The organism is Nitratireductor sp. PBL-C9 (assembly GCF_050877045.1).
GTDB lineage: Bacteria > Pseudomonadota > Alphaproteobacteria > Rhizobiales > Rhizobiaceae > Nitratireductor > Nitratireductor aquimarinus.
Genome location: NZ_JBPAXW010000002.1, coordinates 170,167 through 194,124, shown reverse-complemented (window position 1 = coordinate 194,124; position 23,958 = coordinate 170,167). Strand labels below are relative to the sequence as shown.

Genomic DNA, 23,958 nt, shown 5'->3' with positions numbered 1-23,958 from the left:
GACGTTTGTTCGCAGCCGTATCCGCGCCGGGCTGGACATCAAACCCTTTCGTCATCCTCGGGCCTGACCCGAGGATCCATGCCAGACCGCCAAAACACCAGCCGCCGCGCGGCCTACGCCCCGCCTATTTCTCCGCAGCCAGCTGCTTCAGCCGATAGAGCGCGTCCAGCGCCTCGCGCGGGGTCAGGTCGTCGGGATTGATCGCCAGCAGTTCCTCGCCAACGCGATCCGGCGTCTTCGACGCTTTCGCTTCCTGCTTTGCCGCCACCGAAAACAGGGGGAGATCGTCGATCAGCTTCGACGCCTTGCCGGAGGTCTCGCCCTCTTCGAGCTGCTGCAGCACTTCGCGCGCCCGCTCCACCACCGCATGCGGCAGGCCGGCAAGCCGCGCCACCTGCACACCGTAGGAGCGGTCGGCCGCGCCGCGTCCCACCTCGTGCAGGAACACCACGTCGCCCTCGAATTCCTTCACCCGCATGGTGACATTGGAAAGCCGTCCGAGCTTTTCGGAAAGCGCGGTCATCTCGTGGAAATGGGTGGCGAACAGCGCCCGGCAGCGGTTCTGCTCGTGCAGATACTCAACCGCCGCCCAGGCGATGGACAGACCGTCGAACGTTGCCGTTCCCCGGCCGATTTCGTCGAGGATCACCAGCGCGCGCGGGCCCGCCTGATTGAGGATCGCCGCCGTCTCCACCATTTCGACCATGAAGGTCGAGCGGCCGCGCGCCAGATCGTCGGATGCGCCGACACGGCTGAACAGCCGGTCCACCACGCCGATGCGGGCAACGGCAGCCGGCACGAAGGAGCCCATCTGCGCCATCACCGCGATCAGCGCGTTCTGGCGCAGGAAGGTCGATTTACCGCCCATGTTCGGACCGGTGAGAAGCCAGATCGCGCCGGCCTGCTCTTCACCCGTTGGCGACAGGTCACAGTCATTGGCGACGAATGGCTCGGCCAGCTGCCGGCGCAGCGCCTGTTCCACCACCGGATGGCGTCCGCCCTCGATGTGAAATTCGAGACTGTCATCCACCTGCGGGCGGCAATAATCTTCGGCCTCGGCAATCGTGGCGAGCGCGGCTGAAACATCGAGCACCGCCAGTGCATCGGCGGCGGCGCGAATGGCGTCGGCAGCCGCCACGGCTTCTCCAAGCAGCTTCTCGAAGGCCGCCAGCTCGATCTGCTGCGCCCGGTCGGCGGCATTGGCGATGCGGGTTTCCAGCTCGGCGAGCTCGGTGGTGGTGAACCGCATGGCGTTGGCCATGGTCTGGCGGTGGATGAAGCGCGCCTTGGCCTCGTCCGTGCCGTTCATTGCCGCCGCGTTGTTGGCCGTCACCTCGATATAATAGCCGAGCACATTGTTGTGCCGGATCTTGAGCGACTTGACCCCGGTTTCCTCGGAAAGCTGCCGCTCCATCTCGGCGATCACCCGGCGCGACTGGTCGCGCAGCGCGCGCATCTCGTCGAGTTCTTCATTGTAGCCCGCGCGGATGAACCCGCCGTCGCGCTTCAGAAGCGGCAGCTCATCGGAAAGCGCCCTGTCGAGATGGGCCGCAAAATCCATCGGCAGGCCGGCAATGCCCGAAAGCGCCCCGGCGATCTCTGCGGGAACCTCCCTGCCCTGAAGCAGCTCGGCCACGCCATGCGCCGCCTCAAAGCCGGAGGCAAGCGCGCCAAGGTCGCGCGGGCCGCCACGGTTGAGCGCCAGCCGCGAGAGCGCGCGGGCAATGTCCGGCACGCCTTTCAGAAGCCGGCGCGCATCGTCGCGCAGCCCTGCCTCGGACAGGAAGAAGGACACGGCATCAAGCCGCCCGCCAATCGCGTCCGGGTCGGTGAGCGGCGACATCAGCCGCTCGTAGAGAAGCCGGCTGCCCGCGCCCGTCACCGTGCGGTCGATCGCCTTGGCGAGACTGCCATCGCGGCTGCCCGAAAGCGTGCGGCCAAGCTCCAGGTTTGCGCGGGTGGCCGGGTCGATGAACAGGCTCGCGCCCTCATCGTCACGCTCCGGCCGGCCAAGCGGCGGGCGTTCCGCCTTCTGTGTCTTCTCCACATAGGCGACCGCACCCGAAATGGCCGAAAGCTCGGCGCGCGAGAACCGGCCGAACCCTTCCAGCGTCGCCACGCCGTAAAAGCGCGTCAGGCGCATCTCGGCGGATGCGGAATCGAACATATTTGCCGGCTGCGGATTTGCCGTCCGCCCCAGCACGTCGAACACCGGGCGGTAGGACTGGTCGTAATAGAGCGCTTCCGGCACGATCAGCTCGCGCGGGTCGATCCGCAGCACATCGGCCAGAAGCCGGTCGGGCCGCGTGGGCGCAACGCGGAACGCGCCGGTGGAAATGTCGATCCAGGCCAGCGCCAGGCTCTCATCCCCGCCCTTCACCCGGCCAAGGGCCATCAGGTAGTTGGCTTCTGAAGGATCGAGCAGCTTTTCCTCGGTGATGGTGCCCGGCGTGACCAGCCGGATCACATCGCGCTTCACCACCGATTTGGAGCCGCGCTTCTTGGCCTCGGCGGGATCTTCCATCTGCTCGCAGACGGCCACGCGATGGCCAAGCCCGATCAGCTTCTGCAGATAATCGTCGGCCGCGTGCACCGGCACGCCGCACATGGGAATGTCGTCGCCCTGATGCTTGCCGCGCTTGGTGAGCGTGATGCCCAGCGCCCGGCTGGCGATCTCCGCATCCTCGAAGAACAGCTCGTAGAAATCGCCCATGCGATAGAACAGCAGCGAATCGGGATTCGCCGTCTTGATCTCGATGAACTGGGCCATCATCGGCGTGGCCCCGGCGGCAGCGGCCTGCATCGCCTTTTGGCGCATGGGCGTTTCGTCGTTCAAGGAAGGGCTCCCCGGCCTTTGCATTGGCTTTGTACTGGCTTCAAATCAACAGCTTCAAACTGCTTGGCCATTTACTGGGCAAAAGTGTAGCCTTATGCACCCGTCACTGGCAAAACTCCACAGAAAGCACATGCCAGAGCCCGTCTCCCGGAGGAAACACACCGACATGCCCGCCAGCAACAAGCCCGAACGTCAGGGACCGTCCGTCAGCCCGCAGGAAGCCCTCGACTTCCACTCCACCGGCAGACCCGGCAAGCTCGAGATCACGCCGACCAAGCCGATGGCGACCCAGCGCGACCTTTCGCTGGCTTATTCGCCCGGCGTGGCCGTGCCCGTTCAGGCCATTGCGGAAGACCCCAGCCGCGCCTTCGACTACACGACGCGCGGCAACATGGTGGCCGTCATCTCCAACGGCACGGCGATCCTCGGCCTCGGCAATCTGGGCGCGCTCGCCTCCAAGCCGGTGATGGAGGGCAAGTCCGTGCTCTTCAAGCGCTTCGCCGATGTCGATTCCATCGACCTTGAGGTCGACACCGAAGACGCCGACGCTTTCGTGAACTGCGTCAAGCTGCTCGGCCCCTCCTTCGGCGGCATCAATCTGGAAGACATCAAGGCGCCCGAGTGCTTCATCATCGAAAGCCGGCTGCGCGAGCTGATGGACATTCCCGTCTTTCATGACGACCAGCACGGCACCGCCATCATCGCCGTTGCCGGCCTCATCAACGCGCTGCACCTCACCGACCGCGACATCAAGACGACGAAGCTCGTCTGCAATGGCGCCGGCGCTGCCGGCATTGCCTGCATCGAGCTTGCCAAATCGCTTGGCCTCGCGCCTGAAAACGTCTTCCTGTGCGACACCAAGGGCGTGGTCTACAAGGGCCGCGAGCAGGGCATGAACCAGTGGAAGTCGGCCCACGCGGTGGAGACCGACAAGCGCACGCTGGCCGAAGCGCTCGAAGGGGCGGATGTGTTCTTCGGCCTGTCGGCCAAGGGCGCGCTGACGCCGGCCATGGTGCAGTCCATGGCCAAGAACCCGATCATCTTCGCCATGGCCAATCCCGATCCGGAAATCACGCCGGAGGAAGTCGCCGAGATCCGCACCGACGCCATCATGGCGACGGGCCGCTCGGACTATCCCAACCAGGTGAACAATGTTCTCGGCTTCCCCTACATCTTCCGTGGCGCGCTCGATGTGCGCGCGACCACCATCAACGACGCGATGAAGGTGGCCGCCGCCGAAGCGCTGGCCGAGCTCGCCCGCCAGGACGTGCCGGACGACGTGGCCGCCGCCTATCAGGGCAACCGCCCGAAATACGGCCCCAACTACATCATCCCCGTGCCGTTCGATCCGCGCCTCATCTCCGCCGTTCCGGTGGCCGTGGCAAAGGCCGCGATGGATTCGGGCGTTGCCCGCCGTCCCATCCTGGACATGCAGAAATACACGAACGAGCTTTCCGCCCGTCGCGATCCGCTCGCCTCCACCCTGCAGCGCATCTACGACCGGGTGCGCCGCCAGCCCAAGCGTGTGGTCTTCGCCGAGGGCGAGGAAGAACAGGTGATGCGCGCCGCCGCGTCCTATGTGAACCAGAAGCTCGGCACGGCCATTCTGGTCGGCCGCGAAGAGCAGATCCGCGAGACCGCGCGGCACGCGGGCGTGGACCTTTCCAAATCCGGCATCGAGATCATCAATGCGCGGCTTTCGCGCCGCAACGCCATCTATGCCGACTATCTCTATGAGCGCCTGCAGCGGAAGGGCTATCTCTTCCGCGATGCGCAGCGCCTGATCAACAACGACCGCAACCACTTCGCCGCCACCATGGTGGCGCTGGGCGATGCGGATGCGATGGTGAGCGGCGTGACCCGCAACTATTCGACCGTGCTGGACGATGTGCGCCGCGTGATCGACGCCCGCCCCGGCCACCGGGTCATCGGCGTGTCGCTGGCGCTGTGCCGGGGCCGCACCGTGCTCGTGGCCGACACGGCGGTGCACGACATGCCCAATGCCGAAGAGCTGGCCGACATTGCCGAGGAGGCCGCAGGACAGGCCCGCCGCATGGGCTATGAGCCGCGCGTGGCGATGCTCGCCTACTCCACCTTCGGCCACCCGCCGGGCGAGCGTTCCGACCGTGTTCAGGAAGCGGTAAAGATGCTCGACAAGCGCCGGGTCGACTTCGAATATGATGGCGAGATGGCCGCGGACGTGGCGCTGAATTCGAGCCTGATGCAGCAATATCCGTTCTGCCGCCTGTCAGGCCCGGCAAACGTGCTCGTCATGCCCGCCTTCCACTCCGCCTCCATCTCCACGAAGATGCTTCAGGAACTGGGTGGCTCCACCGTCATCGGCCCGCTTCTGGTGGGACTGAACAAGTCAGTGCAGATCGTTCCGCTGAACGCGAAGGATTCGGATATCGTGAACATGGCGGCGATTGCGGCTTATAACGCGGCGGTTTGAAGGGGCGCCTTACCTTCAACGTAACCTACACCTCAGCGTCTCATCCAACTGGTGAGGCGCTGCTCCACGTCGCTTGTGCCAATACACGTAAACTAAAGGGAGAATACAAAAACAATCTAATATCTAGAAGCCTTCACTAATTCGGGCAGCTTCTTTCGGATCCTCTTATAGGAGTTTGGCAAACTCCCAGGCGGCAGGCTTCGGGTGGCACCCAAAACTACCTCCTGTTTTTTTAAGCGGTTCTTTCGGTTAACTAATATCTCAAAAGAGTTCATCGCATCCCCTTCGATACCCATCACCTCAAAAAGAATATTTTTGGCAGTATCAGACCCAACCAAATCAATATCCATTGAATATCTAAAACAGAAAACACCATATTTCTCCAATACCCCCATTGCCCGAGAGTGATTCGAGTGGAAGTACTCTAAAAGGTCATCCCTCATTTTTTGATCTGGGATCATTTCCTCAATGAGGCATCTTCGTTTAAATTCTTTCTTATATTTAGGAAATCCTCGCGCGTCCCTGCTCATCTCCAGTTCATCATTCAGATAAGGAAGGAAATAATCCTTATCCACGATTGAAGAGAAACCTATATTAAGCTCATTAAGAAGATGATATGCATACGGAAGAGACTCCACACCATCCAAGCTAACAATAGAAACGCTATTCTTCGAAAAATCCAACCCGCCATCCGCGGAAAGATATTTGACCAACTCCGAATCTATAGGACTCTCAGTGAGAACAACATAGTCAGCAAAGAAAAACTCCGAGTTCCTCCTTCTATAGAAAGAGTAATACTTATCACGATCTATTCCTTTGCTTACCCAAAAATCACTTGATATCTGCGTAACGGTAACTTCAAACCCACGAGTACTTGAAGGAACTCTTCGGCAAAGAGCGACCTCTTCATGTTCAAGACTGTCCAACATAGCTGTAGAATGAGTAGTAAAAAGAACCTGAAGCGGCACATCTTTCAGGGCCGCCAATAACGATCGTTGCGCCTGTGGATGTAGATTTTGCTCTGGCTCTTCAATCCCCAAAATATAGGTACCATTTAGCACTTCAGCCAAATATGAATACAGACCAATAGCCGCTAAGCTCTGTGTTCCGCTTCCGCAATCAGAAATATCGACAGATGTCTTCCCGTCGACAACCCTTAAAATAAGGTCTTGTATTAGAAGACTATAATCCGGCGGCGTAGCATAGTCCAACTCAAATTCAAAATCTCCATTTAGATGAGTCAAACTCCTAAGATGCTTTGCAAGACCTTTAAAAGTTCTATTCTTAATAATAGAAGTGACCTCAGCTACTTTCGGTGAAATTCTATCCCTTCTTTTGATATGATCCCCAACCCAAGACGCAACTGCTGCCTGTAAAATACTCCCCTGCCCCCAATTCAATATCTTTTCGTTACGAGCGACAGGAATGTAGACGTAGCGAACAAATCTCTGCAAGATATCTTGAAATCCCTGCGGAGCAGCCCCCATACGCCGTTTTCAAACACCTCCCACGTAGCAGATTTTTTATACTTCAAGCGCAGCCTAACACCAGCCGAGCCCGCCTCAATGCGAGGCAAAGTACACGTGTCCGGGGCATTGGAGAATTCCAAATCTACAACTGCTGTTGACGTCTTTTGGAAAGCATGCCGCGAATTCTCAAAGTGTTCCCTCTCTTCGGAGAAATTGAAGAACGCATTCAATGCCCTCAGTATTGAAGATTTTCCTCCACTATTTTGACCGACCAACGCCAGCTCAGAGCCGAATTCGATCTCTGCCTTACGAATCGCTCTGAACTTCTCAATCCTGATCTTTCTCAGCTTCAATACGACCTCCCGGACTCATGTGATCACCTTCCTCGACTCCAAGCCTACTCGAGATATTATTTTTGAAATCCTAAACGCCCCCTTTCCACAAATCATTCAAGCCTCGTAGGCTTGCCGTTTTTTTTAGATCTTAAAAGCTAATCATCTTTCTTTTTTTTAACGGACAAACAATATCAAATTAATTATTTAATATAATAAAAATCAGCATTTACTTTACGAATAAACACGAAACGTCAAATCGACATATATTAGATAAAACTATTTATTTTAACGCAATACTCATACTGACGCGTGATAACAGGAAAAGAGAGATCGCCGGAAGACTTTATTCCTTCGAATTCTTGCGACAAAATAGCCGTGAAAATCAGACCTTCCGGATGGACGCTCGACAGACCAGCAATCTGCCGCGCCAAAGCCCTCGACCGAGGAACGCCCCCGCTCTATCGGCTTTTCCTTGCATCTCATGGTCTATCGAACGCCATCGCGGTCATATTAATAGGTCGTGACCCTAAGAAAAACGGGTGACGCATCACCCGGCCTTCGTGCCTTGAAGCCTTAGTCGCGCATCAGCGCGACCATCACTCAAGCAGCAAAACGCTGCGCTTCTGCCCCGTAGTAATTGATATACCGGTCCGAGATCGCCTCCACCGGCAGGACCACGAACACATCCGTGGTGCCGAAATCATGGTCGATCACGCAGCCTTCGCCGAAGCGCGCGCCGAGGCGCAGATAGCCTTTTACCAGCGGCGGCATGGCGGCGAGCGCGGTGCGCATCTGGATGGCTTCCTTCGGCATCAAATCCATCGGCGCATAGCGGCTGGCCACAGCGCGCACATGCCAATCGGCCTCCACCTGGCAGAAATGCCCGAGGAAGGAGAGCGCCTCCGCATGGGCGGCCGGCACCACGCCGGGGAATGAGGCGCAGCCCATCATCACGTCGATGCGCTTCTTGCGGCAATAGGCCCAGATGCCCTGCCATAGAAGCTCGATGGTGCGCTTGGTGCGATAGGCCGGCAGCACGCAGGAGCGGCCAAGCTCCAGAAAGCGGCGGCCATCATGGCGGGCCATCAGCGTTTCGATGGCGAATTCGTCTTCGGAATAGAACTTTCCGGCCCGGCGCGCGCCCTCCGGCGTCAAAAGCCGGTAGGTGCCCACGATCCGGTCCACATCCTTGCCCGGAAGCGTGGTGTCCAGCACCAGAAGATGGTCGCAGACGGCGTCGAAACCGTCCATGTCGCGCTCTTCGGCCATGCCGCCCTGCGGCGCGCGCGCGCCCATCTCCTCGTAGAACACGCGGAAACGGATGGTCTGGGCGGCGGCGACTTCCTGCTCGCTGCCGGCAAGGCGCACTTCAAGCGGCCCGATGCGGCCGAGCAGTGCACCGTCGGCGCCGTCAAGCAGCGACGCTGCGGCCCGATCATTCAAAGAGGTCTGGTTCAGCGCGATGCCCTGCATTGCTCTTACTCCTCCGCGTGGCGTTGACGCTGAAATACTGCTCTGCTGCGACAGAACTGTGACACTAAAGCATCGGACCGAAAAGTGGAATCCGGCTTTCGGCCATTCCGATGCTTCATCATTATTTGTGATTGTCCTTCGTGCGTCCGCATGAACACACGACGATCTGGCGTCGAGGTCGTGATTCACGAGAGGCAGGTATCAGACCACCGCGTGCATATCCAGTGCGGTGAGCAATTCATCCGGGTCCAGCGGCTTGGTGACGAACCCGTTGGCCCCGTGCGCCAGGACGCCATGGCGGGTTTCTTCCTGCCCGTCGGCGGTCAGAACGAGGATTGGCAGCGGCGCGAGGCCCGTTTCCTCCTCATGCCGGCGGATCGCATTGATGGCGTCCAGCCCGTCCATCACCGGCATGTGCAGATCCATCAGAACGATGTCGTAGCGCGCATGCGCCTCGTCGTTCACCGCTTCCACCGCCTCGCGCCCGTTCGACACGATGCGCACCCGGTGGCCGGCCTTGCCGAGAGCGGCGCGCGCCAGCATGGCGTTGATCTCGTTGTCCTCGGCCACGAGGATGTTGAGCCCGTTCTTGCGGTGCGCCTGGCGGGGCGCGCTGCCGGCCTCTTCGCCCGCATCGGCCACGGGCCAGGCGATTTCGCCATGCGCGCTCAGAAGCTGGCGCACCAGCGTGTTGCAGCGAACCGGGCGGGCGAGGAAGGCTCCGTAGCCACTGGCGCGGAAAGCCGCCAGACGCCCGCGCTCCGAGGGCGTGATCAGGGTGAGCGCGCGCCCGCCGCCCACGCCAAGCCCATGCAGCCGGGTGATCAGCGCGCCATCGTCGCTTTCAAGCGAGGCGTCCACCAGAACCGTGTTGAACGGCGCGCCGCCATCTTCGGCCAGCCGCGCCGCATCCTCTGCGCTGGCGGCAATTGCCGCGCGCCCGCCATGGACGCGGATCGTCATGGCGATGGTCTCCGCCTCCTGCGTGAAGGGCGAGAGGATGACCGCGTTCACCTCTTCCAGAATGGGCTCCACGCGCATGCCCTCATCATCGCTCTCGCCAAGCGGCAGGAGCACGGCGAACTCCGAGCCCTCGCCCGGCGTGCTGGCAACGGTGATGGAGCCGTTCATGGCGTCGATGATGCGCTTGGTGATGGCAAGGCCAAGCCCCGCGCCGCCATGGCGGCGGGTCGAGCTGCCATCCACCTGCTCGAAATCCTTGAAGATGCGGTTGATGTCGTCCTTTTCCAGGCCCGGCCCGGAATCGGCCACCGCAATGCGCAGCGCCGGCTGGCCGTTCTTCTCCGCCCGCGTCACCGCCACGGTCACGCCGCCCTCATCGGTGAACTTGACCGCATTGCCGAGCAGGTTGAGCAGCACCTGGCGCAGACGCCCCGGATCGGCCGTGATCGTCTTCGGCAGGTCGGGCGCGATGTAGCAGCCAAGCCCGATATCCTTGGCGAAGGCGCGGGCCGCCAGAAGCTCCACCACGTTCTCCACCATCTCATGAACCGAGAGGCGGCGCGGCTCCAGCTCCAGCCGCCCGGCCTCGATCTTGGAATAGTCGAGCAGATCCTCGATCAGCGCCACCAGCGCGCTTGCCGAGGTGGAAACCGCCCCCACATAGGTGCGCTGCTCGGGCGTCAGCTCCGTGTCGGCCAGAAGCGTGGCCATGCCCATAATGCCGTTCATCGGCGTGCGGATCTCGTGGCTCACCGTCGCCAGAAAGCTGGATTTCGCGCGGCTCGCCTGCTCGGCCCGTTCGCGGGCGTTGATCAGCGCCGTCTCGGCCCGTTTGCGCGCCGTGATGTCGCGCGCGATGGCGCGGTGCGAGACCGAGTCCGCCTTGTCGTCACGCACCGAATGCTCGATCCACGAATACCAGCGAATGCCGTTGCGCGTGTGGATCGCCACATCGGTGGAGCTCAGGCATTCGCCATCGGAGAAGGCAGCGTCCGGCACGAGGCCGATATCGATGCCAAGCTGGCTAAGCGTGTGCCCCATCAGCGAAGACGGATCGCGGCCCAGCAGGTCTGCGAACACCCGGTTCACATAGACGATGCGGCCACCCCGGTCGCGATGCACGATCAGATCGCCCAGCGCGTCGACAAGCCCGTGAAAGCGCTCTTCGCTTTCGCGCAGCTCCCACATGCGGTCCGCCAGATCTTCCAGCTCGCCGCGATTGACCGCTTCCTTCTCCGCCAGTTCCGAGACAAGCCGGCGGTCCATGGTCGAGGCGCGGAAGGCCACCGCCAGCGCGATGCCGCCCAGGATCACCAGCATCATGCTGATGAGCGGCGAAGCGCCCGTCAGATGGCTGAGCCCCGCAATGAAGATGATGGCAAGCCCGACCGCGACCTCGCCGTAATGCGTCTGCACCGGCAGCGTCAGCGACACCGGCGCGAGCGCCGGCGGCTTGATGCGGATCCGTTTGCGTGGCTTCGTCTCTGTCGCGAGCTTCTTCGCCGGCTTTGGATCGATTATGTGCTTCCCCGCCCTTTTCATGGCCGCGACTTTACGCGACGGGAATTACGGAAGCTTTTGGCGGATCGCTCGCATTTTAACGGTTCCGCGCCGTTACGGCATCTCCACCACCACCCGGCCGCGCACCCGGCCCTCGATGATGTCTTCCGCCGCCGAAAGCACGTCGCCAAATGGGATCACGCTGGCGATGGAGCTGAGTTTCGCATGGTCGAGTTCGGTGGCGATGCGCCGCCAGGCTTCCAGCCGCAGCGCTTTCGGGGCCATCACGGAATCGATGCCCAGCAGCGACACGCCGCGCAGGATGAACGGCGCAACGCTTGTCGGCAGGTCCATGCCCTGCGCCAGCCCGCAGGCCGCCACCGCCCCGCCATAGGAGGTCATCGACAGAACATTGGCGAGCGTGTGGCTGCCCACGGCGTCCACGCCGCCGGCCCAGCGCTCCTTGCCTAGCGGCCGGGCGGGGCCGGAAAGCTCTTCCCGGTCGATGATCTCGGCAGCACCCAGTTCCTTCAGATAATCGGCTTCGGAGGCCCGCCCCGTCGAGGCGATCACGTGATGCCCCTGTCCGGCAAGCAGCGCCACGGCGACAGAGCCGACACCGCCGGCAGCGCCCGTCACCACCACCGGCCCGCGCTCCGGCGTGATGCCGTGGCGCTCCAGCGCCATTACGCACAGCATGGCCGTGTAGCCGGCTGTGCCCACCGCCATCGCATCCTTCGCGCTCATGCCGTCGGGCAGCGGCACGAGCCAGTCGCCATTGACCCGCGCGCGCTGGGCATAGGCGCCGTAATGCGTCTCGCCCACGCCCCAGCCATTGAGGATGACGCGGTCGCCTTCCTTCCAGTCGGGATGGCTTGATGTCGTGACCGTGCCGGCAAAATCGATGCCGGGAACAAGCGGAAAGCGGCGCACCACCGGGGCCTTGCCGGTAATGGCGAGCCCGTCCTTGTAGTTCACCGTGGTCGCTTCGACGGCAACCGTAACGTCGCCCTCCATCAGGTCGTTTTCGGAAAGCTCCGTCCAGGCAACGGATTGCTTCTTGTCTTCATCCCGCGAAATCAGAACCGCTTTGAACGTCTCCGTCATCACTCACTCCGGCTGGTTACGGTCTTCAATAATGATGAGAGAGAGTGCGGCGCGCGGGGCGCAAGGTCAATCCGGGCGCGCCTCACCGCCCGAGCGGCCCGGGCGACCACGCCGCCAGTCGAGAAACTCCTCGAGGATCACAAGCCCCGCTCCCACGGTGATGAAGACATCCGCCAGATTGAAGATCGCAAACGACCAGACCGGCGTGTGGAAGTAGATGTAATCGGTGACGAAGCCGAGGGTCAGCCGGTCGATGAGATTGCCCACCGCGCCGCCCAGAATGAGCGCGAAGCCTAGCCGCGCCCAGGTCTGCGAAGCGCCGGTGCGCAGCGCCAGATAGCCGATGAACAGGATCACCCCCGCCATCACGATGCTGAGCCCGATGCCGCTCATGCCCGAGAACATGGAGAAGGCGATGCCGGTGTTGCGCGAATGCAGAAGCGAAAGGAACGGCAAAAGGTCGATCCGCTCATGCAGCGGCATCATGGTCTCGACCAGTTCCTTCACCACCTGATCGGCAAGCGCAAACAGAGCAATCAGAAGGCCGTAGAAACCGATGCTGCGCATGCTCATGGGCCCGCCCTTTCCTCAAGCGGCAGCGCATCGCGCCGGATCTCGTAGAGCATCACGCCCGTCGCCACGGCGAGGTTGAGCGAATCCGCCCGCCCCGCCTGCGGAATGCGCACCAGCGTGTCGCAGCTTTCCGCCAGCACGTCCGGCAGGCCCTGCTGCTCATTGCCCATCAGGAGCAGCACCGGCCCCTTCCGGTAATCGACGGTGCGGTAGTCGACCGAGCCCTTCAGATGCGTGCCGACCACACGGCCGCCAAACCCCTTGCGCCAAGCAAGAAACGCATCCTGGCTCGCGCGCACGATCGGCACGGCGAAAATGGAGCCCATGGTTGCGCGCACCGTCTCGAAGGAGAACGGGTCGGTGCAGTCGCCAACCAGGATGATGCCCTTTGCGCCAACGGCGTCGACCGTCCGCAAAACCGTGCCCAGATTGCCCGGATCACGCACCCGGTCGAGCGCCACCCAGACCTCGCCATCGGCCGGCTTCACGCTGGCAAGCGGCGTCGTCTTCTGCTCGAAAACGCCCACCACCATCTGCGGATTGTCGCGCTTGGTAACGGCCGACATCACCTTCTCGCTGACGATCAGCACGAGGCCGCCGGCAGCCACGGTGCGGGCGGCAAGCCGCTCCACTGCTTCATTGCCGCGCCCCGCCTTGGCGTAGAGCAGTGTGCGGATCGTCCAGCCGGCGTCGAACGCATCGATCACCAGCTTCTGCCCCTCGGCGATGAAGGCGTGTTCGCGGTCGCGAAACTTCTTCTGCGCCAGCGCGCGAATGTCCTTGATGATCGGGTTGGTCAGGCTGGTGACTTCCTTCACCTGGCCCGGCCTGCGCCGCTCGTTCTCATGTCCGCTCATGACGCCACCCAGCGCGAAAACAGCGAGGTCGACAGGGCCCGGCCCGCCGATTGCTCGCGAATGATCAGTTCACCCGATTCCACACGACCGCCATAGCCCGCAAATGTGTCACGCATCAGCGCATGAATGGCAAAGAAGGAAGAGCGGATGGAATAGGCCGTCAGCACCACGGCCAGCGGCTTCGGCGTCAGGATCGAGCGGCAGAGATCCGCCAGATAGGGCAGATCCTCGAACAGCTGCCACACCTCGCCCTTCGGTCCACGGCCATAGGCCGGCGGGTCGAACAGCACGATGTCGTAGCTGTTGCCGCGCCGCGCCTCACGCTCGGCAAACTTCACCGCGTCTTCGCAGATCCAGCGGATCGGCTTGTCGCCGAGCCCGGCCATTTCCTGGTTTTCCCGCGCCCAGCCAATCGCCTTCTTGGAGGCATCCACATGGGTCACTTCCGCGCCGGCGCGGGCGGCCACCAGCGAGGCAAGCCCCGTATAGCCGAACAGGTTCAGCACCTTCACGGGACGGCGCGCCTCGCGCACCAGCGTTTCCATGTGCGACCAGTGGGTCGCCTGCTCGGGGAAAACGCCCACATGGCGAAACGAGGTGAAACGGCCCAGATAGTCGATCCCGTCATGGCGCATGGGCCAGGTCTCGCCCAGCGGCTCCTTCGGAAAGCGCCAGCGCCCCATGCCCTCTTCATCCGTGTCGCCGGTGAAGATGGCGTCCGCCCTCTGCCACTCGGCCGGACCGAGTGCGGGCTGCCAGATCGCCTGCCCCTCGGGGCGCACAATGCGGTAAGGACCGTATTGCTCGAGCTTCTGCCCGCCGCCGGAATCCAAAAGCGCATAATCGTCATTGGGCAGCACTTCCAGAATGACGGGCAAACGCTCGTCAGGAAGCTTGCCCTGACGGCGCGGCGGCGCGGGGCGTGAATTGGGTTCGGACTGGCCCTGCGTCTTCTCGCGGGGGGCCGTCTGTTTCTTTGGGCTGCGCCGGTCATCGTTCCGGCGCTTGGCGCGCGCAGGCTTCAATCGGGTCTCCGCCAATGAGCTATAATGCCCGCGCTTCTGCCACAGGCGCGCGGGACAGGCAACAAAGCCGTCAGCGATGCTTTTCGTAGATCGCGATACCGCCGGCCAGATCTTCGATGGCCGCGCCGACGGATTTGAACAGCGTGATTTCGTCGTCGCTCGTCCGCCCCGGCTTCTCGCCGCGCGTCAGCTCGAAGAAATCCGCCTTGATGTCATCCGCCGTAAGTGCGCCGGCGGCAATCGCCTGAACGACGTCGCCAGCCTCCTTGGTCGCGCCGGCATGCGTGTCCACGAAAACCGACGCACGGCGCATCGCCTCGTCGTCGCTCTCGCGCATGGTCGGCGTGAACGCGCCCACCAGATCCACATGAACGCCGGGCTGCAAAAGCGCGCCCTTGACCAGCGGCACGGTGGAAAGCGTTGCACACGACACGATGTCCGCTTCACCGATTGCGGCATCGAGATCGTCGGCCACGGAGGCGTTCATGCCCTCAGCGCGCAGCGTCTCGGCAACCTTCTCGGCATTTTCGCTGGAGCGGTTCCAGATCCTGATATCGTCAATCGGCCGGATCGCCGAATGGGTGCGCGCCAGCATGGGCGAAAGCGCGCCCGCTCCGACGATCAGCAGCTTCGAGGCATCCTTCCGCGCCAGATAAGAAGCGGCGAGACCGGAGGCGCATGCGGTGCGCCATGCCGTCAGGCGCTGGCCGTCGATCAGCGCCAGCGGTTCGCCCGTGGTGCCGTTCATCAAGAGATAGACCGCCATCACCGCCGGTTTGCCGATGGCGTTGTTGTCCGGCGAGACTGCCGCGATCTTCACGCCGATATAACCGGAATCGTCACCCGCCAGCCGCGAAAAATCGCTCCATGCCGGCATGAGAAGAAGCGTGCTGTCCGCGCCTTCAGGCCGTTCGATATTGTGGTGATGACGCACCGGCTGAACGGCGCCCTTCCTGAAGGCTTCGCCCAATGTCTGCACGAGTTCGGCATAGTCCAGGCACGCGTCGACCTGGTCGGCGGAAATGGAGAGCATTGGCTGGGCCTTCTGGCTGGAGGGTCAGGAGGGGGATTGCGGGATCTGCGGTGCGTTCGGGCTGGCCGGCGGGGCCTGGCGCAGCTTGTCGACTTCCTTCTTGCGCTCGCGCGCATCACGCCGGTAGCGCCCCTGACGCAGCCAGGTGGCGAGACTGCCGACAATCATGCCGAAACCAAGGGCGGCAAAAAGATAAACGAACAGCGGCCACTCGATGGTGAGCGCCGGATTGCCCGGATTGAACGGGTCGATGGTGAAAGGCACTGCCGCGCGGTTCGCCACTGCAAGCGCGATGATGATCACCGCCAGAGGCACGAGGACAAGAACGAGAATGATGCGGTTGGCCATTTCAATCCACTGCTATCTAAAAAGTAAGTGCCCCCTGAAGAGTAAGTGTCCGGGGGAAGGACTAGCTGTCCTTGTCCTCATTGAGGCGCTCGCGCAGCTCTTTGCCGGTCTTGAAGAAGGGAACCCACTTCTCCTCCACCTCAACGGATTCACCGGTGCGCGGGTTGCGGCCCGTGCGGGCGGGACGGTTTTTCACCGAGAACGCGCCGAAGCCCCTTAACTCCACGCGATTGCCTTCTGCGAGCGCGTCCGAAATCTCTTCGAAGATCGCGTTGACGATGTTCTCGACGTCGCGAAGGTAGAGATGCGGGTTGCGATTGGCGATCGTCTGCACGAGCTCTGATTTGATCATGGATTCTTTTCCGCCGCTGAAATGGCCTGTTTAACGCCCGGTCGTTTACGACACAATGGTGATTTTGTTTGCTTTTTTTAGTCAGGCAACCTTCTGTTTTCAGGTTGCCAGACCGACAGCAGACCGTCAAGGAAGATGCGATCCGCGCCCAGCTCGCGCAGGATGTCCGCGCCGCCTTCCGGCACACCGAGGAAACGCGAGGCAAGGTCCGGCAGGAACAGGTTCCCCGTTGTTTCGCGCTTCTTCCACTCCACCACGTCCAGATCTTCGTCCAGCCCCTGTGTGACCAGCCAGGCCTTGGCTTCGCGCTCACCGCCGAGTTCATCGACCAGCCTGAGTTCAACGCCCTGCCGCCCGGTAAAGACCGAGCCGTCCGCAACCTCGAGCACCTCGTCGCGCGTCAGCGGGCGGCGCTCTGCCACCAGATCGACGAACCAGTCATAGCTGTCGAGGATCATTGAGCGGATCATCGCGCGCGCTTCTTCGCTGGTCGGCTTGAAAGGAGAAGGCTCGGCCTTGAGCGGCGAGGATTTGATTTCCTCCAGCTTCACGCCGAGCTTGTCCATGAGGCCGCTCACATCGGGATACTGGAACAGGACGCCGATGGAGCCGACGATGGAAGACTGCCGTGCAACGATGTGATCCGTGGCGCTGGCGATCATGTATCCGGCGGAAGCGGCAAGCGTCCCCACCTGTGCGACAACGGGCTTTTCTGCGGCCAAAAGGCGGATTTCCTCGAAAATGGCTTCACCGCCAGCCGTCGTACCGCCGGGGGAATCGATGGTCAGGATGACGCCCTTGACCGCCGGCGTCTCGCGAATCCGGTCGAGCCGCTCCAGCAGTTCGTCATCCTCGAAGATCGTTCCGGAGATTTTCACCTGCGCAATGTGGCTGGAAGACACGCCGGCCGCATCGCTCATCAGGCGCTGCGTGGCGAAGCCGATTGCCAGCACGATCACCACGAAGGCGGCAATGCGCCAGAAGGTGAGCTTGCGCCGCAAACGCCGACGATCGATCAGTTCATCCGCACGATTGGACATGACAGCCTCGCTTTCACCTTCACAGGGATTTCGTCCTAAACCAGCGCCTTTTAGTCCAAAGCCGCCCCCGGAACCACCGCCTTGTACAAGATTTCGCCGGGAATTCGCGCAACAGCTGCAAACACGAAGAAACTTGCACGTAAATCATTGTCGTTAATCCAAAAATAGCCATATTGGGGTGAGATTTGGAAGCAAGGGGCAAGTTTAGGATCTGAGGCTTTCCGGCTACGCAGTTCTGACCAAGGGGTCGGCGGCATCGTTTCGCCGTCAGGCGCGAGGTGCATTCCTCGATGCGCATCCCTCCGGGGGATGGCGCTGACTGTATCCGGGAAGGGCCATGCCCGGGCGTCCACCCGGGCGTCCAGTTGACTGGCCGCCAAGCTCACGGAAAAGCGCAAAGCACATGAGTAACCCAAAAGACAATGCCGCAGGCGCGGCAAGGAGAGGTCACGGCGACGCGATCCGCAACACCGAGCGCGGCGCCGAAGACTTTGCGCTGGCATCGCGTCACTCCCGGCGCGTGCGCCTTTTGAAGCGCGTGCTGCCGGCTGTTGCAATCGCCATCACGGTGGTCTTCGTTGGCTATTCCTACCTGTTCTCCGGCACACGCGGGGCAATCGATCTGGCCAGCGCCTCCATCGAGGGCGGCTCGCTGGTCATGTCCAGCCCGGAGCTGAACGGCTTCACCAGCGACGACCGCCCCTACAAGATGACCGCCGAACGCGCCCGCCAGAAGCTTGGCGGCGAGGATGTGATCGAGCTGGAAGGCATTCGCGCCCATGTGCCGGTCGATGGCGACAATTTCGCCACCATTCAGGCAAGCGACGGCGTCTATGACCGCGGCAACAACCGCCTCGACATCACCAGCGAAATTGCACTGCGCACCACGTCGGGCATTGTCGCAAAACTCGACTCCGCCGAAATCGACATCGCAAAAAGCAGCCTCTCCTCCTCGAATCCGGTTGAAATCGAACTTGACGGGACGAAGATTGCAGCCGATTCCTTCGCTGCGGAGGAAGGCGGCAAGGTGTTTGTATTCGATAAACGCGTTCGCGTTACAATCGACCCGTCACGGATCCGTGAAACCGCCGACGCACGCAACTGAGGCTGCGGCACAAGAGGGAACGGAAAGGAACATCATGCGCATCAGAAGCTTCTCAGGGCTCGCCACGGGCGCGCTTCTTTTGGCCGGACTTTCGTCCGCCGCACTTGCGCAGGATTCGCAAAGCCGCCTGACCGGGCTGCAGCTTTCCGGCGACAAACCCATTCAGATCGAGAGCGAGCGGCTTGAGGTTCGCGAAGAAGACAATGTCGCCGTGTTCTCCGGCAATGTCTCCGTCGTTCAGGGTCCGACCCTGCTCAAGGCCGGACGCATGAAGGTCTACTACTTGCAGGACGGCGGTTCGGCCGCAACCGGCAGCGCCAATATCGACCGGCTCGAAGTGGACGGAAACGTCTATGTGAAGTCGGAAAACCAGGTCGCCACCGGCGACAGCGCCACATTCGACATGAAGACCGAAGTGCTTGTTCTCTCGGGCAAGGAAGTGGTCCTGTCCGAAGGCGAGAACGTTATCGTCGGCTGCCGTCTCACGGTTCAGATGAAGAACGGCCAGGCCGAACTCGATGGCTGCAAGGACACGAAGGCCGGCGGCCGCGTGAAGATGCTCCTCACTCCCGGCTCCCAGAACAGGCAGTAAACCGCGTTGATTTCCAAGTTGCGTAAAATGCGGGCCGCCAAGGAGCCCGCGGCAGAGAATCCTGCGAGCGGCAAGCTTCCCGAATACAAGGGCACGCTCATCGCGCGCGGCCTCACCAAGGCCTATAAGGGCCGCCAGGTCGTCAGCGGTGTGTCCATCGGCGTGCGCGCCGGCGAGGCCGTGGGCCTGCTCGGGCCGAACGGCGCCGGCAAGACCACCTGTTTCTACATGGTCACCGGCCTCGTGCCGGTGGATCAGGGCACGATCCACATCGACGGCCACGACGTGACCGGCATGCCCATGTATCGCCGCGCCCGGCTTGGCATCGGCTACCTGCCGCAGGAAGCCTCGATCTTTCGCGGCCTGACGGTCGAGCAGAACATCCGCGCCATTCTCGAAGTGGTGGAGCCGAGCCGCAAGGAACGCGACAAGAACCTCGACGCACTTCTCGAAGAGTTCAACATCAGCCATCTGCGCAAATCGCCCTCCGTCGCCCTTTCGGGCGGTGAGCGGCGGCGTCTGGAAATTGCGCGCGCGCTTGCCAGCCGGCCCAACTTCATGCTGCTCGATGAGCCCTTTGCGGGCATCGATCCCATCGCCGTGACCGATATTCAGCAGCTCGTGCGTCACCTGACGGCGCGCGGCATCGGCGTGCTCATCACCGACCACAATGTGCGTGAAACGCTGGGCCTGATCGACCGGGCCTACATCATCCATGCCGGTCAGGTTCTGACCCACGGCCGCCCCAACGAGATCGTCGGCAATGCCGATGTGCGTCGCCTCTATCTGGGCGAAGGCTTCACGCTCTAAGCTGCGGCTTCACTGCTTTCTGGCTTGACAAGCAAAAGTCGGGCCAATTGAATCCCGTTCTGCGGCAGCATTGTTGCCGCACCGAACAGGGGCCAAAACTTCATGGTGCTCGCGCCAAAACTCCATCTGCGTCAGACACAATCGCTGGTCATGACGCCGCAGCTTTTGCAGTCCATCAAACTGCTGCAGATGACGCATGTGGAGCTTGAGCATTTTCTCGACGCCGAGATTGAGCGCAATCCGCTTCTGGAACGGGGCGAAGAGAATTCGGAAGAACGCGCCGAAACCTGGCAAAACGAGCAGGAACAACGCGAAAACACGGCAAAATCCATCTCGGAAAAACTGGATTCTTCGCTCGAAAACCTGTTCCCCGACGATCCCGGCACGCAGGAGCGCATCAGCGCCGACCTCTCGGCCCAGTGGAAATCCGCCGGCGGAAACGGCCTGCAAGGCTCCGGCGGCAGCGCCTTCGACCTCGAAAGCACCACCGCCGCCGCAACCACGCTGCGCGACCATGTGAACGGTCAGATCGCGCTCGCCTTTTCAGACGCGGCGCAATTGCTCATCGCTCATGAACTGGCCGATGGCCTCGATGAGGCGGGCTATCTGGCTGTCGAAACGGCGGAGATTGCCGAACGCATCGGCGCGGAGCCCGCAACGGTCGACGCCGTGCTCGCCACCTGCCAGACCTTCGACCCGCCCGGCATTTTCGCGCGCGATCTGGCTGAATGCCTTGCCCTGCAACTGATTGCGCAGGATCGCTACGACCCGGCCATGAAGGCGATGGTCGACAATCTCGACCTTCTGGCAAAGCGCGACTTCCGCACGCTCGGCCGGCTCTGCGGGGTGGATGCCGAGGATCTGGCCGACATGCTGGCCGAGATCCGCATGCTTGATCCCAAGCCGGGCATGGCGTTTTCCGGCGGCACCGCCGATCCGATCGTGCCCGACATCGTGGTGCGGGCGGCAAGCGACGGAAGCTGGGCGGTGGAGCTGAACCCGGAGACCCTTCCGCGCGTTCTCGTCAACGAGCCCTATTACGCGGAGATTTCTCCCCAGGCGCGCGACAATGAGCGCGAATTCCTGAGCGAATGCCTGCAAAGCGCCAATTGGCTGGCGCGAAGCCTCGACCAGCGGGCCAGAACCATACTGAAGGTGGCGTCCGAGATCGTGCGCCAGCAGGATGCCTTCCTCGTCCACGGCGTGAGCCATCTGCGCCCGCTCAATCTACGCACGGTGGCCGAAGCCATCGGCATGCACGAGTCCACCGTCAGCCGCGTCACGGTCAACAAATACATGATGACCCCGCGCGGCACGTTCGAGCTGCGCTACTTCTTCACCTCCGCTCTCGCATCGGCGTCGGGCGGCGATGCACACTCGTCAGAATCCGTGCGCGACCGCATCCGTGCGTTGATCGACGCGGAGAAACCGGCCGCCGTACTTTCCGACGACGCGCTTGTGGATATGCTGCGCTCGGAGGGCATCGACATAGCCCGCCGCACCGTCGCCAAGTACCGGGAAGCGCTCAATATTCCCTCTTCGGTACAACGCAGGCGCGAGAAGAAGATGCTGGCGGCGGCAGGGGCCGGCTCCTGACCCGAAACCCCGGTCGAATTGACAAGACCGCCGGAAAACACTAGAAGCCCGCCCGCATGGACCACAGGCCTGAGAGCCTTTTAGACTTTTGTCCGTAGTGCCAGCAAACGAAGAAGGGAAACGCGGCAGACCGAGATCACAATCCGCCGCGGCACCTTGTACATGCAAGCCACACGTATAAACTCGATTCGTTCGGTGTCTGATCAGGAAAGGTCTGTATTCAGATGAGCTTACGTATTTCCGGAAAACATATGGACATCGGCGAAGCGTTTCGCTCGCGTATCGAGGGACGCATCGGCGAAGCCGTCGACAAATATTTCGACGGTGGGTTTGCTGGTCGCGTTACGGTAGAAAAGTCGGGTTCTCGTTTTGCCGCCGATTGCATGATCCATCTCGACACTGGCATGGTGTTGCAGGGCACGGGTCAGGCGCAGGAGCCGCAAGCCGCTTTTGATGCTGCCGCAGAGCGCATCGAAAAGCGTCTTCGCCGCTACAAGCGCCGGCTTAAGTCCCACAACAACGGCCAGCATGTCGATCAGATGGACATTGCCTATCGCGTCATGGCCCCGGTGGCCGAAGATGAAGAAGAGGTCCCGGAAGACTACGCGCCGACCGTGGTTGCTGAATCGAAGATGGCCCTGCAGACCATGTCTGTGGCTACCGCCGTCATCGAACTCGACACCAAGGACAATCCCGTCTTCGTGTTCCGCAATGCCGGAAGCAACGAAGTGAACATTGTCTACCGACGCGCCGATGGCAACATCGGCTGGATCGATCCGTCGGTAGTGGCAAGCGCATAAGTTCCGTGCCAGCGTCAGCGCCGGCCATCGAGCATGGCCGGCGGACAGACAAAGCAAAGGATGCATAAGACATGGATCTGAGCGATCTGATCGACCAGAAAGCGGTGATCCCGGCGATGAAGGCCAATTCGAAGAAGCAGCTTTTGCAGCTTCTTGCCGAAAAGGCGGCTGGGGTAACCGGATTGCCGGAGCGCGAGATCTTTGACACGATCCTGCAGCGCGAACGCCTGGGCTCCACCGGTGTGGGCAATGGCGTCGCCATTCCGCACGGCAAGCTGCCCGGCATAGACCGCATCACCGGCGTGTTCGCACGCCTGGAAACGCCGGTCGACTTCGAAGCCATCGACGATCAACCCGTCGATCTGGTCTTCCTGCTGCTTGCGCCGGAAGGCGCCGGCGCTGACCATCTCAAGGCGCTGTCGCGCATTGCGCGCGTGCTGCGCGATGCCGAGAACACCGCCAAGATCCGCGGCACCAAGGATGCTGCCGCCATTCACAGTTTCCTGGCGCAGACGCCGGCTTCCAACGCCGCCTGATCGTCTGCGACAAGCCTGATCGTCTGCGACAGGCAAAATGCCGGAACGGCCTTCTCACATCGAGAAGGCCGTTTCCTTTTGCGTGACCGCAATTTCGACGAAGGGACCCGCCGGATCATTGCCCCGGCGGATGTGCATGCGCCGCTCGGCCAGATCCATGGCGATCGTGCAGATCGTGCCCTTGCGCCCCAAAAACCCGTCACTGTCCCGATACGGGGCCAGGATGGCGTGTTCGGGATGCGCATTGTCGGAAAGCACGGCTTTTAGCCGGGCGAGATCAGCCGGCGTTCCCGGCGCCGTCAGCGCACGGATGCGCTCAAGCCGCGCCGTGGAATTCTCCAGAAGCTCGGCATCGACCGGAGCCTTGCAGGTGACGTAGTGATTGGTGTGCGTGGTCGCCGTACCGCCCGGCTCCATGCGCCGCGCCGCGTCGCCCTCATACTCGATATTGATGGCGCGGCCGTCCCTGCCGGCGACCAGAAGATTGAGCGAGCGCCCCACCCCTGCCCGCTCAAGCGTCTCTTCCACATCGGCCCAGGAGCCGGCGTCGAGAAGTGACCGCAGGAGAATGTGGGAAGGCACGCCGCGCGTGGGCTTGGGCGTCGGCAGGAAGTTCAGGCACACGCCGAAGCCCGCATCATTGAGGCCGACCTTGGCCAGCATGCCGGGCTCGGTCATTGTCAGAAAGCGTTTGCCGCGTTCATCTTCCGAGCGAATGAGAACGACCAGCTCTTCAAGCTTTTCCGACCAGTCCCAGTTCTGCCCCACAAAGGGCGTTCCGGTGTATTGCACCACGGTGCATTCGGACGCTGAGAGTGCGGAGAGAAGCTCGCTGCGCGCATTGAGCGCGACGATCCAGAGAGGATCGACATCCGCACCATCGGCGATGCCATCCATCTCGGCGCAGGCGCGCGGATCGAACGCCGCGATCACATCGCGGAACTGCGCTGCCGCCGCGAGGATTTCGCCTTCGGGGCGGTCGAAATAGGTTTTGTAGATAGAAAGCGTACGGGCGATCCGCTCATTCAAGGCCGAACCGATCTGGCGGCCTCTTTCTTCCGGTTTGCCCCAAACATCAATAAGCGGAAACGTCCTGCTGCTGGCCGGCATGGCCTTCCTCCAGATTTGACGGCAATCACGATGTAAGTGCCTGCGC

Annotated in this window: 21 protein-coding genes; 7 read left to right on the top strand and 14 right to left on the bottom strand. The window is 61.8% G+C overall.

Annotation, left to right across the window (positions count from 1 at the left end):
- Positions 1-124 precede the first annotated feature (124 nt).
- Positions 125-2,818 (bottom strand): DNA mismatch repair protein MutS, encoded by a 2,694-nt coding sequence (gene mutS / locus ACRTG1_RS04875; protein WP_297564384.1) that lies wholly within the window; start codon positions 2,816-2,818, stop codon positions 125-127.
- A gap of 184 nt (positions 2,819-3,002) precedes the next feature.
- Between mutS and ACRTG1_RS04870 the strand changes: the two genes are divergently transcribed.
- On the top strand, positions 3,003-5,288 hold the full coding sequence (locus ACRTG1_RS04870; RefSeq protein ID WP_113153949.1) for an NADP-dependent malic enzyme: 2,286 nt from the start codon (positions 3,003-3,005) through the stop codon (positions 5,286-5,288).
- 116 nt (positions 5,289-5,404) lie between these two features.
- Here ACRTG1_RS04870 and ACRTG1_RS04865 read toward each other — a convergent pair whose 3' ends face one another.
- The 12 genes from ACRTG1_RS04865 to sppA all read right to left on the bottom strand — a co-directional run bounded on the left by ACRTG1_RS04865 (position 5,405) and on the right by sppA (position 17,363).
- The gene (locus ACRTG1_RS04865) at positions 5,405-6,775 is read right to left on the bottom strand and encodes an ATP-dependent nuclease (RefSeq protein WP_432515829.1); all 1,371 of its coding nucleotides are present in this window, start codon (positions 6,773-6,775) and stop codon (positions 5,405-5,407) included.
- Complete coding sequence (locus ACRTG1_RS04860) at positions 6,685-7,110, bottom strand: AAA family ATPase (protein ID WP_432515828.1); 426 nt, start codon at positions 7,108-7,110, stop codon at positions 6,685-6,687. The genes ACRTG1_RS04865 and ACRTG1_RS04860 overlap by 91 nt, the downstream gene beginning before the upstream one ends.
- Before the next feature lie 582 nt (positions 7,111-7,692).
- The gene (locus tag ACRTG1_RS04855; RefSeq protein WP_206994356.1) at positions 7,693-8,565 is read right to left on the bottom strand and encodes a GNAT family N-acetyltransferase; all 873 of its coding nucleotides are present in this window, start codon (positions 8,563-8,565) and stop codon (positions 7,693-7,695) included.
- Between the two features lie 201 nt (positions 8,566-8,766).
- Positions 8,767-11,070 carry a PAS domain-containing hybrid sensor histidine kinase/response regulator gene (locus tag ACRTG1_RS04850; RefSeq protein ID WP_113153946.1) on the bottom strand — a complete coding sequence of 768 codons (2,304 nt, stop codon included), beginning with the start codon at positions 11,068-11,070 and terminating at the stop codon, positions 8,767-8,769.
- A 72-nt stretch (positions 11,071-11,142) separates the two neighbouring features.
- Entirely contained in the window at positions 11,143-12,135 is a 993-nt protein-coding gene (locus tag ACRTG1_RS04845; RefSeq protein WP_432515827.1) for an MDR family oxidoreductase, read from the bottom strand.
- A 66-nt stretch (positions 12,136-12,201) separates the two neighbouring features.
- Positions 12,202-12,708, bottom strand: a complete 507-nt coding sequence (gene lspA, locus ACRTG1_RS04840) for a signal peptidase II (RefSeq protein ID WP_113153944.1) — start codon at positions 12,706-12,708, stop codon at positions 12,202-12,204.
- Positions 12,705-13,565 (bottom strand): TrmH family RNA methyltransferase, encoded by an 861-nt coding sequence (locus ACRTG1_RS04835; protein WP_206544455.1) that lies wholly within the window; start codon positions 13,563-13,565, stop codon positions 12,705-12,707. Before ACRTG1_RS04835 ends, lspA begins: the two co-directional genes overlap by 4 nt.
- Positions 13,562-14,590 carry a class I SAM-dependent rRNA methyltransferase gene (locus ACRTG1_RS04830; RefSeq protein ID WP_297564230.1) on the bottom strand — a complete coding sequence of 343 codons (1,029 nt, stop codon included), beginning with the start codon at positions 14,588-14,590 and terminating at the stop codon, positions 13,562-13,564. Before ACRTG1_RS04830 ends, ACRTG1_RS04835 begins: the two co-directional genes overlap by 4 nt.
- A 70-nt stretch (positions 14,591-14,660) precedes the next feature.
- Positions 14,661-15,623: an ornithine cyclodeaminase family protein gene (locus ACRTG1_RS04825; protein ID WP_206548719.1), complete on the bottom strand. Its 963-nt coding sequence runs from the start codon at positions 15,621-15,623 to the stop codon at positions 14,661-14,663.
- Between the two features lie 24 nt (positions 15,624-15,647).
- Positions 15,648-15,971: a LapA family protein gene (locus ACRTG1_RS04820; protein ID WP_113153940.1), complete on the bottom strand. Its 324-nt coding sequence runs from the start codon at positions 15,969-15,971 to the stop codon at positions 15,648-15,650.
- 61 nt (positions 15,972-16,032) lie between these two features.
- Positions 16,033-16,323: an integration host factor subunit beta gene (locus tag ACRTG1_RS04815; protein WP_113153939.1), complete on the bottom strand. Its 291-nt coding sequence runs from the start codon at positions 16,321-16,323 to the stop codon at positions 16,033-16,035.
- Positions 16,324-16,400: 77 nt separating this feature from the next.
- Positions 16,401-17,363 carry a signal peptide peptidase SppA gene (gene sppA / locus ACRTG1_RS04810; protein WP_206544452.1) on the bottom strand — a complete coding sequence of 321 codons (963 nt, stop codon included), beginning with the start codon at positions 17,361-17,363 and terminating at the stop codon, positions 16,401-16,403.
- Positions 17,364-17,766: 403 nt separating this feature from the next.
- Between sppA and lptC the strand changes: the two genes are divergently transcribed.
- The 6 genes from lptC to ptsN all read left to right on the top strand — a co-directional run bounded on the left by lptC (position 17,767) and on the right by ptsN (position 22,802).
- Entirely contained in the window at positions 17,767-18,468 is a 702-nt protein-coding gene (gene lptC, locus ACRTG1_RS04805) for an LPS export ABC transporter periplasmic protein LptC (protein WP_206544451.1), read from the top strand.
- 34 nt (positions 18,469-18,502) lie between these two features.
- A complete protein-coding gene (locus ACRTG1_RS04800) occupies positions 18,503-19,060 on the top strand; it encodes an LptA/OstA family protein (protein WP_113153936.1) in 558 nt (185 codons plus the stop codon).
- Between the two features lie 27 nt (positions 19,061-19,087).
- Positions 19,088-19,870 carry an LPS export ABC transporter ATP-binding protein gene (lptB, locus tag ACRTG1_RS04795; protein WP_224873525.1) on the top strand — a complete coding sequence of 261 codons (783 nt, stop codon included), beginning with the start codon at positions 19,088-19,090 and terminating at the stop codon, positions 19,868-19,870.
- Between the two features lie 102 nt (positions 19,871-19,972).
- The gene (rpoN, locus tag ACRTG1_RS04790; protein ID WP_432515826.1) at positions 19,973-21,466 is read left to right on the top strand and encodes an RNA polymerase factor sigma-54; all 1,494 of its coding nucleotides are present in this window, start codon (positions 19,973-19,975) and stop codon (positions 21,464-21,466) included.
- A 224-nt stretch (positions 21,467-21,690) separates the two neighbouring features.
- Positions 21,691-22,266 carry a ribosome hibernation-promoting factor, HPF/YfiA family gene (gene hpf, locus ACRTG1_RS04785; protein WP_113153933.1) on the top strand — a complete coding sequence of 192 codons (576 nt, stop codon included), beginning with the start codon at positions 21,691-21,693 and terminating at the stop codon, positions 22,264-22,266.
- 71 nt (positions 22,267-22,337) lie between these two features.
- Entirely contained in the window at positions 22,338-22,802 is a 465-nt protein-coding gene (gene ptsN / locus ACRTG1_RS04780; protein ID WP_113153932.1) for a PTS IIA-like nitrogen regulatory protein PtsN, read from the top strand.
- Between the two features lie 54 nt (positions 22,803-22,856).
- On the opposite strand, the gene ACRTG1_RS04775 is transcribed toward ptsN, so the two are convergent.
- A complete protein-coding gene (locus ACRTG1_RS04775) occupies positions 22,857-23,912 on the bottom strand; it encodes a C45 family autoproteolytic acyltransferase/hydolase (protein ID WP_432515825.1) in 1,056 nt (351 codons plus the stop codon).
- Positions 23,913-23,958 lie beyond the last annotated feature (46 nt).

Bases quoted from the DNA above. Each gene is read 5' to 3' on its own strand.
- ACRTG1_RS04870 (WP_113153949.1), top strand. From the start codon at position 3,003: ATGCCCGCCAGCAACAAGCCCGAACGTCAGGGACCGTCCGTCAGCCCG.
- lptB (WP_224873525.1), top strand. From the start codon at position 19,088: ATGCGGGCCGCCAAGGAGCCCGCGGCAGAGAATCCTGCGAGCGGCAAG.
- ACRTG1_RS04855 (WP_206994356.1), bottom strand. From the start codon at position 8,565: ATGCAGGGCATCGCGCTGAACCAGACCTCTTTGAATGATCGGGCCGCA.
- ACRTG1_RS04850 (WP_113153946.1), bottom strand. From the start codon at position 11,070: ATGAAAAGGGCGGGGAAGCACATAATCGATCCAAAGCCGGCGAAGAAG.
- ACRTG1_RS04815 (WP_113153939.1), bottom strand. From the start codon at position 16,323: ATGATCAAATCAGAGCTCGTGCAGACGATCGCCAATCGCAACCCGCAT.
- ACRTG1_RS04845 (WP_432515827.1), bottom strand. From the start codon at position 12,135: ATGACGGAGACGTTCAAAGCGGTTCTGATTTCGCGGGATGAAGACAAG.
- sppA (WP_206544452.1), bottom strand. From the start codon at position 17,363: ATGTCCAATCGTGCGGATGAACTGATCGATCGTCGGCGTTTGCGGCGC.
- rpoN (WP_432515826.1), top strand. From the start codon at position 19,973: ATGGTGCTCGCGCCAAAACTCCATCTGCGTCAGACACAATCGCTGGTC.
- ACRTG1_RS04825 (WP_206548719.1), bottom strand. From the start codon at position 15,623: ATGCTCTCCATTTCCGCCGACCAGGTCGACGCGTGCCTGGACTATGCC.
- mutS (WP_297564384.1), bottom strand. From the start codon at position 2,818: ATGCGCCAAAAGGCGATGCAGGCCGCTGCCGCCGGGGCCACGCCGATG.
- hpf (WP_113153933.1), top strand. From the start codon at position 21,691: ATGAGCTTACGTATTTCCGGAAAACATATGGACATCGGCGAAGCGTTT.
- ACRTG1_RS04865 (WP_432515829.1), bottom strand. From the start codon at position 6,775: ATGGGGGCTGCTCCGCAGGGATTTCAAGATATCTTGCAGAGATTTGTT.
- lptC (WP_206544451.1), top strand. From the start codon at position 17,767: ATGAGTAACCCAAAAGACAATGCCGCAGGCGCGGCAAGGAGAGGTCAC.
- ptsN (WP_113153932.1), top strand. From the start codon at position 22,338: ATGGATCTGAGCGATCTGATCGACCAGAAAGCGGTGATCCCGGCGATG.
- ACRTG1_RS04820 (WP_113153940.1), bottom strand. From the start codon at position 15,971: ATGGCCAACCGCATCATTCTCGTTCTTGTCCTCGTGCCTCTGGCGGTG.
- ACRTG1_RS04800 (WP_113153936.1), top strand. From the start codon at position 18,503: ATGCGCATCAGAAGCTTCTCAGGGCTCGCCACGGGCGCGCTTCTTTTG.
- ACRTG1_RS04835 (WP_206544455.1), bottom strand. From the start codon at position 13,565: ATGAGCGGACATGAGAACGAGCGGCGCAGGCCGGGCCAGGTGAAGGAA.
- lspA (WP_113153944.1), bottom strand. From the start codon at position 12,708: ATGAGCATGCGCAGCATCGGTTTCTACGGCCTTCTGATTGCTCTGTTT.
- ACRTG1_RS04775 (WP_432515825.1), bottom strand. From the start codon at position 23,912: ATGCCGGCCAGCAGCAGGACGTTTCCGCTTATTGATGTTTGGGGCAAA.